This is a genomic window from Stenotrophomonas lacuserhaii (assembly GCF_039674585.1).
In the GTDB taxonomy this organism is placed as follows: Bacteria; Pseudomonadota; Gammaproteobacteria; order Xanthomonadales; family Xanthomonadaceae; genus Stenotrophomonas; species Stenotrophomonas pennii_A.
Window position 1 is genome coordinate 1 of the sequence record NZ_JBDJNU010000074.1, and the last position, 7,833, is coordinate 7,833.

The 7,833-nt window shown below is 67.9% G+C and carries 6 protein-coding genes and 1 pseudogene; 3 read left to right on the forward strand and 4 right to left on the reverse strand.

Going from position 1 to position 7,833, the window contains the following annotated elements; genetic code table 11:
• Positions 1-159 precede the first annotated feature (159 nt).
• Entirely contained in the window at positions 160-1,035 is an 876-nt protein-coding gene (htpX, locus tag ABE522_RS17160; protein ID WP_346592738.1) for a protease HtpX, read from the reverse strand.
• Between the two features lie 93 nt (positions 1,036-1,128).
• Here htpX and gluQRS point away from each other — a divergent pair.
• The 3 genes and pseudogenes from gluQRS (at position 1,129) to phaR (ending at position 3,594) form a co-directional block, all read left to right on the forward strand.
• Positions 1,129-2,066 (forward strand): annotated as a pseudogene (gene gluQRS / locus ABE522_RS17165) (tRNA glutamyl-Q(34) synthetase GluQRS).
• Positions 2,063-2,803 carry a beta-ketoacyl-ACP reductase gene (phbB, locus tag ABE522_RS17170; RefSeq protein WP_101100767.1) on the forward strand — a complete coding sequence of 247 codons (741 nt, stop codon included), beginning with the start codon at positions 2,063-2,065 and terminating at the stop codon, positions 2,801-2,803. Before gluQRS ends, phbB begins: the two are co-directional and overlap by 4 nt.
• 209 nt (positions 2,804-3,012) lie before the next feature.
• Positions 3,013-3,594: a polyhydroxyalkanoate synthesis repressor PhaR gene (gene phaR, locus ABE522_RS17175; protein WP_346592740.1), complete on the forward strand. Its 582-nt coding sequence runs from the start codon at positions 3,013-3,015 to the stop codon at positions 3,592-3,594.
• 84 nt (positions 3,595-3,678) lie between these two features.
• On the opposite strand, the gene ABE522_RS17180 is transcribed toward phaR, so the two are convergent.
• The 3 genes from ABE522_RS17180 to mutL are packed head-to-tail and all read right to left on the reverse strand — an operon-like array spanning position 3,679 to position 7,417.
• Positions 3,679-4,620, reverse strand: a complete 942-nt coding sequence (locus ABE522_RS17180) for a TraB/GumN family protein (protein ID WP_346592741.1) — start codon at positions 4,618-4,620, stop codon at positions 3,679-3,681.
• Positions 4,617-5,555: a DUF1684 domain-containing protein gene (locus ABE522_RS17185; protein WP_406846389.1), complete on the reverse strand. Its 939-nt coding sequence runs from the start codon at positions 5,553-5,555 to the stop codon at positions 4,617-4,619. The genes ABE522_RS17180 and ABE522_RS17185 overlap by 4 nt, the downstream gene beginning before the upstream one ends.
• 11 nt (positions 5,556-5,566) lie before the next feature.
• On the reverse strand, positions 5,567-7,417 hold the full coding sequence (mutL, locus tag ABE522_RS17190) for a DNA mismatch repair endonuclease MutL (protein WP_346592742.1): 1,851 nt from the start codon (positions 7,415-7,417) through the stop codon (positions 5,567-5,569).
• Positions 7,418-7,833: the final 416 nt, after the last annotated feature.

A 7,833-nucleotide genomic window follows, 5' to 3' on the forward strand; every position in this document is an offset into this window, starting at 1 on the left:
GGGCTGGGCGGGGGCGTTGAGCGCCATGGATGGCGCGAAACGAGGCCCGCATGGACGCAGTTTTTGCCGTCCCCCGACCAGCCCCACCGCCCGGCCCAGACCAAGGCTGTTGCACTGGAGCCACCCGCGAGGGGGCCCCACCCGTTCGACCAACCCGCTTCAGACCACCGTAGAAGAACGCAACGCGGCAATCCGCTCATCCAGCGGCGGATGGCTCATCATCAGCCTGCGCAGGCCCTGCCCCATGCCGCCGGCAATGCCGAACGCAGCGACCTGGCTCGGCAGCGTGCTCTGCCCGTGGTTGACCTTCAACCGCTCCAGCGCGGCGATCATCTTCTGCCGCCCGGCCAGCTGCGCGCCGCCGGTGTCGGCGCGGAACTCACGATGGCGCGAGAACCACATCGCGATCATCGTGGCGAAGATGCCGAACACCATTTCCAGCACGAACACGATCACGAAATAACCGATGCCGCGCCCGCCGCCTTCGCGGTTGCCGGACATCGCACTGTCGATCACCCCGCCAACCACCCGGGCCAGCACGATGACGAAGGTATTGAGCACGCCCTGCAGCAGCGCCATGGTGATCATGTCACCGTTGGCGACGTGGGCGATTTCATGGCCCAGCACCGCTTCGGCCTCGTCTTCGCTCATGTGGTGCAGCAGGCCGGTGGACACCGCGACCAGCGCCTTGTTGCGGTTGGCACCGGTGGCGAACGCATTGATCTCCGGGCCGTCGTACACCGCAACCTCCGGCATGCCGATACCCGCTTCGCGCGCCTGGCGCTCAACGGTCTTCAGCAACCAGCGCTCGGTATCGTTGCGCGGCTCGGTGATCACCACCGCGCCGGTGGAACGCTTGGCCATCCACTTGGACAGCAGCAGTGAGATGAAGGAACCACCGAAACCAAAGATCGCCGCCATGACCAGCAGGCCGCTCATCTGGCCGGGATTGACCCCCAGCACCGACATCACGATACCGGCGAGGACCAGCACCGCAAGGTTGGTAAGAAGGAACAGGGCTATGCGACTGAACATGGGAAAAGTTGGCTCTGGAGAGGGTATCGGTGCTAAATCTGCGGTGACTTCAGCTTGAATTCAAGCGCCAACCTGACCGACGATTCAGCCAGCATGACGTCCCCCATTCATTGCGGCCGGTTCGCGCCCTCGCCCACCGGTCCGCTGCACGCCGGCTCCCTGCTCGCCGCCTTCGCGAGTTGGCTGTCCGCCCATCACCAGGGCGGGCGCTGGCTGCTGCGCGTGGAGGACGTGGATCCGCCGCGCACCGTCCCCGGCGCAGCGCAGTCACAGCTCGCCCTGCTGCGCCACCTGGGCCTGCACCCGGATGGCCCGGTGCTGTGGCAGAGCCAGCGCAACGACGGCTACCAGCACGCGCTGGATGCCCTGCTGGCCAGCGGCCAGGCGTTCGCCTGTCATTGCAGCCGCAGTGAGCTGGCCGCCAGCGGCGGCATCCACCACCGCTGCGTTGCACGCCGCGCGCGCCCGGATCCTGCCATCCGCCTGCGCGTGGCACCCGCCAGTGTGGTGGCCTTCGACGACGCCCTGCGTGGCCCCCAGCGGCAGGACGTGCATGCCGAAGTGGGTGATTTCGTCCTGCGCCGTGCCGATGGCTGCTGGGCGTACCAGCTTGCCGTGGTGGTGGATGACGCGGCGCAGGGAATCACCGAGGTGGTGCGTGGCGCGGACCTGCTTGACTCGACCGCACGCCAGATCCTGCTGCAGCGCGCGCTTCGGCTGCCTACCCCCAGCTATGCCCACCTGCCCCTGCTGTTGGGTCCCGATGGCCGCAAACTGTCCAAGTCCGAAGCCGCCGAGAGGGTCGACGAAGGCGATCCGGTGGCCGTGCTGCGCCATCTCTGGCGGCTGCTGGGACAGCCCGCCAACGCACTGGCGGGCGCGGCCACGCAGGCCGGCCTGCTGCAGCGGGCCGCTGCCGCATTCGATCGCGGCCGGGTGCCCCGGCATGACATTTCATGTCCGCAGGCGCACAGCGGCCGCTGATGTTGCAGAATCACGTTCCCCACCAGATTTACGGAAGCGCAGCATGACTCCACGCGTCGCACTGGTCACCGGCGGCACCGGCGGCATCGGTACCGCCATCTGCCAACGCCTGGCCGACCAGGGCCATCGGGTCGCCACCAATTACCGTGACCATGCCAAGGCGCTGGCCTGGCAGCAGGCCATGGCAGCACGCGGCCTGGCGATCGCGATCTTCCCCGGCGATGTGTCCAGCCCGGAAAGTGCCGAGGCGATGGTGCGCGCGGTGGAAGCCGAGCTGGGACCGGTGGAGATCCTGGTCAACAACGCCGGCATCACCCGCGACACCACCTTCCACCGGATGCGCGCCGAACAATGGCACGAGGTGATCAACACCAACCTCAATTCGGTCTTCAACGTGACCCGGCCGGTGATCGAGGGCATGCGCCGGCGCGGCTGGGGGCGGGTGATCCAGATCAGCTCGATCAACGGCCTGAAGGGCCAGTACGGGCAGGCCAACTACGCGGCCGCCAAGGCCGGCATGCACGGCTTCACCATCTCCCTTGCGCGTGAAAATGCTGGCTTCGGGATCACCGTCAACACCATTTCCCCCGGTTACGTGGCCACCGACATGGTCATGGCGGTGCCGGAGGAGGTGCGCGCCAAGATCATCGCCGATATTCCGACCGGGCGGCTCGGAAAGCCGGAGGAAATCGCTTACGGCGTGTCCTTCCTGGTCAACGACGAAGCGGCCTGGATCACTGGCAGCAACCTGGACATCAATGGCGGCCACCACATGGGCTGGTGACCGCCGCCCGGACCGCCCGCGCAGTGTGGCGGTCGCCGCACGCATGGCGCCGGGCAGGCTGAACCGCGACGAAAAATGCTGCGCAGCATGAAAAGCCTTGCTGCGCAACATGATTACCCCCCGCAGGCCCCGCTGCAAGGGCTTCTGGGCGTTGCAACGGGTGCTGCGCTGCGCCATGCTGGGCGTCTACTGTGACGAGTGCTTGCTTCATGGCTGCTACCCGCATCATCAAGAAGTATCCCAACCGCCGTCTCTACGACACCGAGATCTCCAGTTACATCACGATAGAGGATGTGCGCCAGCTGATCCTGGACGGCGAAGACTTCGAGGTCCGCGACGCCAAGAGCGGCGATGACCTGACCCGCTCGGTCCTGCTGCAGATCATCGCCGACCAGGAACAGGACGGCGAGCCGATGCTCTCCACCCAGCTGCTCAGCCAGCTGATCCGCTTCTATGGCGATTCCCTGCAGGGCTTCATGGGCAACTACCTGGAGCGCAGCATGCAGGTCTTCCTCGACCAGCAGCAGCAGTTCCGCCAGCAGATGGGCAACCTGCTCGGGCAGACGCCGTGGGCGATGATGAACCAGCTGACAGAACGCAACATGGAGCTCTGGCAGGAGTTCCAGCGCAGCATGGGCAACGGCTTCGGGCCGCGCCCGGGCGGCACCTCCACCGGTACCGGCCCGCGGCCGGGCAGCGCGCCGGGCGGTGCCGCACCGCGTGCGGGCACCGGTCCCGGCGCTGCGCACAAGCCGACCGAAACCGCCGGCGGCAAGGGCCGCACGCGCTGACCCTGGCGCGGCCGCTGGCCTGATGCAGAACGGCGCGCCCTTGCGGACGCGCCGTTTTTCGTTGCCGCAACAGCAGGCAGGCGCTCAGCGCTTGGCGCGCACCCGCTCCACCTTGTAGCCCTTGGCCTTCAGCTTCTCCACCACGCCATCGCTGCCCAGCAGGTGCAGCGCGCCCACCACCACCAGCGTGCCGCCCTGCCCGGCCTGCAGGTGCGGCTCCAGCTTCGGCAGCCAGGCATCGTTGCGGTCGCTGTTGATGCGCTGGTAAAGCTGCGGGTACTGGCGCTTCATGTCCACCGCCATGCGGTTCCACATCAGCACGTCGTCGCCGCGCCGCCACGCATCGTGCAGCGCACGGATTTCCGCATCGCCCTTGTCGGATTGTTCCAGCGCCTCTTCCACCATCTGCCGCTGTTCGGCGATGCCCATGCCGGCCAGCACCCCGATCTGGGTATCGATGGTTTCCAGGCCGAGGATCGGTTTGCCCGCCTTGGCGGCCCGGTCCATGAAGTGCTTGTCCAGCCCGAGCGCGGGGTCCAGCCCCATTTTCTGCATCTGCGCGATGCTGATGCTCAGGCCGACGAACCACGGCTTGAGGCCCTGCATCTGCGCCAGTGGCAGTGGATGCTTCGTGGCGTAATCCTGCAGCCTGGCCCAGGTGGCATCGCCAAGGTCACGGCGCAGTTCGCTGCCATCGGTGCGCATCGCCGCCTGCACCATCCTGGCGGCCAGCTCCGGTGATTCCATGTCCTGCGCCGACAGTTCGAACACCACGCGCTGCGCTGCATCGAAGGCCTTTTCAGCCTCCGCGGCCAGCGGGTAGTCCTCCGGCCGCAGCAGGTGGAAGGATCCCAGCAGATAGACGCGGGCATCACCGGCGCCGGTCACCTTCCACAGCAGCGGCACGGGCGCGGTGCGGGTAACCGCCGGCTTGGGCGCAGCCACGGGCGTTGCCGCGATGGTGCTGAAGGCCGCAGCGAGCAGCAGCAGCGGGGCGATCATCCAGCGGATGACGGAATGCTTCATGGCGCACTTTCCTTGGGCGGGTGGTAGGCGCGCTCGCCGGCCTCGATGCGCAGGTCCAGCCGGTTTTCCGGCGGTGCCAGCGGGCAGGTCGCGAACGGAGTGAACGCGCAGGGAGGATTGTAGGCGTGGTTGAAATCCACCAGCACATGGCCATCGGCGCCGGGCGCTTCGGTGTCCAGGTAGCGTCCCGCCGGATAACTGCCGTGGCCGCTGGTGCGGTCGGCGAAGATCAGGAACAGCGGCGCACCGGGCTCGGCGATGGCCTCCATCCGGTAGGTCGTGCCGCCCCGCTGGAACTCCACCAGCCCGGCGTTGGGCATGGCGGTGGTCAGGCCGGTGATATCCACGATCGGCAGCGTCTTCCCGGCCGGGTGCGGCAGGAAGCGCGCGCGAACCTGCCACTGCGGTCCTCCCGGCCAGTAGTCCAGCCCGCTGAAGCCACTGCGCGAGGCGGCATCGGCATGCTTGATGCGCAATGCGAAGCGCTGTCCGCGCTGCAACAGGCTGAGCTGCCCCTTGCCGTCATCGAAGGCGATACGTGTCGGCTGCGGGTCGTGGTCGCTGTTGAATGCGATCCGCCCGGTCACCGCCATCCCGTCAACGCTCAGCGGCACGCCGCGTTCGGGCGTGAACGACCAGCGCTCGCCCTGCCGGCTGACCATGCCCAGCTTGTCCGGCCCGACGGCCAGGCGGATACCACTGCCCGGCCCACGCCCGATGTAATGCGCCTTGTGTTCCAGCCAGTGCAACCCGACCAGCGTGGTCCAGCCATCCGGCGCGGTCAGCTCCTGGTAGCGCTGCATCCGCCACTGCTGCTGTTGCCGTGCGAAGGCCGGATCTTCCTGCACGGCCGGCGCCGCCTCGGGCGCCTTGCCACCACACCCGCTCATCGCCAGTGCCAGCATCAGTGCGGCGCTGTTGCAGCCCTTCCCCATGATCATCCCCTTCACCGTCCGCGCAGGAACCAGCGGTCGATCTCCGCCAGCGAAAAACGTGCCCAGGTCGGGCGCCCGTGGTTGCACTGGCCGGAACGTTCGGTGAATTCCATGTCGCGCAGCAGCGCGTTCATTTCGGGCACCGTCAACCGCCGGTTGGCGCGCACCGCGCCATGGCAGGCCATCGTGGACAACAGTTCATCACGCGCGGTCGCCACGCGCCGCGACTGTCCGTGTTCGCGCAGGTCGCCCAGCACATCGCGCAGCAGGCCTTCCGGTTCGGCATTGGCGAGCAGCGCCGGGATGCTGCGTACGTGCAGTGCGCCGGGGCCGGCGCGGGTCACGTCGAAGCCGAGCGCGGTCAGGGTCTCGGCTTCGCGCTCGGCGGTGTCGGCCTCGCGTTCGCCGACCGCCAGGGTGATCGGTACCAGCAGCGGCTGCGCATGCAGGCCGATGCCATCGTGGGCATTCTTCAGCCGTTCGTAACCGATGCGCTCGTGCGCGGCATGCATGTCCACCACGATCAGCCCTTCGGCATTTTCGGCCAGGATGTAGATGCCATGCAGCTGTGCCACCGCGTAGCCCAGCGGCGGCACCCCGGCATCGGCGCTGGTCACCGGCAAACCATGTTCGGACGGCATCGACGGCAGCGATTGCTGGCTGCCGGCAGGCCCGGCGTACAGCGCGGCGTAGGCCGCCGGCGCATCGGCCACCTGCAGGCCCAGCGGCGATTGCTGCGCGCCCCAGTTACCGTAGCCGCCACCACCGCCTCCGCCGCCGGGCTGGCCGCTTGACCATGGCGTCGTCGCCTGCGGAAGGGCCTGCGCTTCGACACCGGCTCCGATCTCATGTGCGGCCATGCCGGCGCGGGTATCGGCCAGTGCGTCCTTCAGGGTGCGGTAGACGAAGTCATGCACGAGGCGCGAGTCGCGGAAGCGCACCTCGTGCTTGGCCGGGTGCACGTTGACATCCACCCGTGTCGGATCCAGTTCCAGGAACAGCACATAGGCCGGCTGCCGGCCATGGAACAGCACATCGCCGTAGGCCATCTTCACTGCGTGCGCCACGCTGCGATCACGCACCGAGCGGCCATTGACGTACAGATACTGCTGATCGGTGCTGGCGCGCGAATAGTGCGGCTGTGCGATCCACCCGTGCAGGCGCAGGCCGGCACCGCTGTGATCCACGCGCACGGCCTGGTTGGCGAAATCCTCGCCCAACGTCTCACCCAGGCGCGCGTCGGAGTACAGATCCCCGGGCTTGTAGCGGCGTGACGCCTTGCCGTTGTGCGAAACGCGCAGCTCCACATCCGGGCGGGCCAACGCGAGCGAACGCAGCCACTCTTCGATATGTCCCAGCTCGGTGCGTTCGGCGCGCAGGAACTTGCGCCGTGCCGGCACGTTGTAGAACAGCTCGCGGACTTCCACGGTGGTGCCGGGCGCATGCGCACGCGGCAGCACCTCGCCGAGCTTGCCACCTTCGATCTGCAGCGCCGAGCCGTGCTCGTCCTGCGCGCGTCGGGAGGCGAGCGTGAAGCGGCTGACCGACGCGATGGACGGCAGGGCTTCGCCGCGGAAGCCGAGCGTGGCCACTGCTTCGAGGTCATCCAGGCTGGCGATCTTGCTGGTGGCGTGGCGGGAAACCGCCAGCGGCAACTGCTCGGCGGCGATGCCGCTGCCGTTGTCGCGGATCCGGATCAGGCGCACGCCGCCTTCTTCCAGTTCGATATCCACGCGGGTGGCGCCGGCATCGATGGCGTTCTCCACCAGTTCCTTGACGACCGATGCGGGCCGCTCGACGACTTCGCCGGCGGCGATCTGGTTGATCAGGATTTCCGGCAGCGGACGGATGATGGCGCTCATGCGCGTGCCTGCCTGCAGGCAGGCGGCGCAGGGGGGATGGCGAAGGAAATGGAGGCTGACTTCATCCGACGATGATAGCGGATGGCTGGCTTCGGCCGCGCCGCGCGCCGGTAGTGACGGCCGCTGGCCGTCAGCACCTGCCCCGGTGGGTGATCTTCGCCCCGGTGGGTGATCTTCGCCCTGGTCGGTGATCTTCGCCCTGGTCGGTGATCTTCGCCCTGGTCGGTGATCTTCGCCCTGGTCGGTGATCTTCGCCCTGGTCGGTGATCTTCGCCCCGGTGGGTGACGACCGTTGGTCGTCATCGCTGCGCCGCTGCGCTCGCCGAGCATGGCTCGGCGCTACCTGCCCTGCGTGCGCCCGCGCCGCGGTAGTGACGGCCGCTGGCCGTCAGCTGTTTGCCCTGGTGGGTGACGAC